Source organism: Vibrio sp. 1078-1 (assembly GCF_033340475.1).
Genome location: NZ_JAWOWM010000865.1, coordinates 1 through 525, shown reverse-complemented (window position 1 = coordinate 525; position 525 = coordinate 1). Strand labels below are relative to the sequence as shown.

The 525-nt window shown below is 44.2% G+C and carries 1 pseudogene; it reads right to left on the bottom strand.

The features are described from left to right. Positions 1-525, bottom strand: a pseudogene (locus R7190_RS30520) (GGDEF domain-containing protein); the annotation flags it as partial.

Here is a 525-nt window from a genome sequence, read left to right as displayed (position 1 = left end):
TTGATCCTGTCGCCATCAATGGCAATGACGGAATAATGGGCCGTTTTCAAGCGGCGTTTGAATTCGCTATCTTTAAAGACTCTGCGGTTAAGTAACCCAGTTAAATCGTCTTTTGTCACATTCGTCAGTGCCGTCGCCAGACGAAGTTTGCTCTCTTTGGATTCATGCGCTTTGTTGTAATACGCCAAGGTTGCCAAAAAGAAAATAACAAACAGAAAGCTGTAATCCACCATCACTTTACTGAACGGGTACATGTAGACAATCAAGTTGTTGTTGTCTGCCACGACAGATTGGGTGTACGCGAACGATGGCCACGGATAACCTGAAAAATAGATCACCATTTGCTTGTTGCCATTGGAGATCTGTACGTCGACGGCTTTACCTTCGTTATAAAGTGATGAAAGATAGAGCTGTTCTGAAAACTCGCCGACTAACTCACCTTGGAAATAAACCGGGCTCATGATGCTTATTGCCATGTCATCCGAGTAGGTGGTTTTAAACGGCAGAGAAAACAACACGCGATCA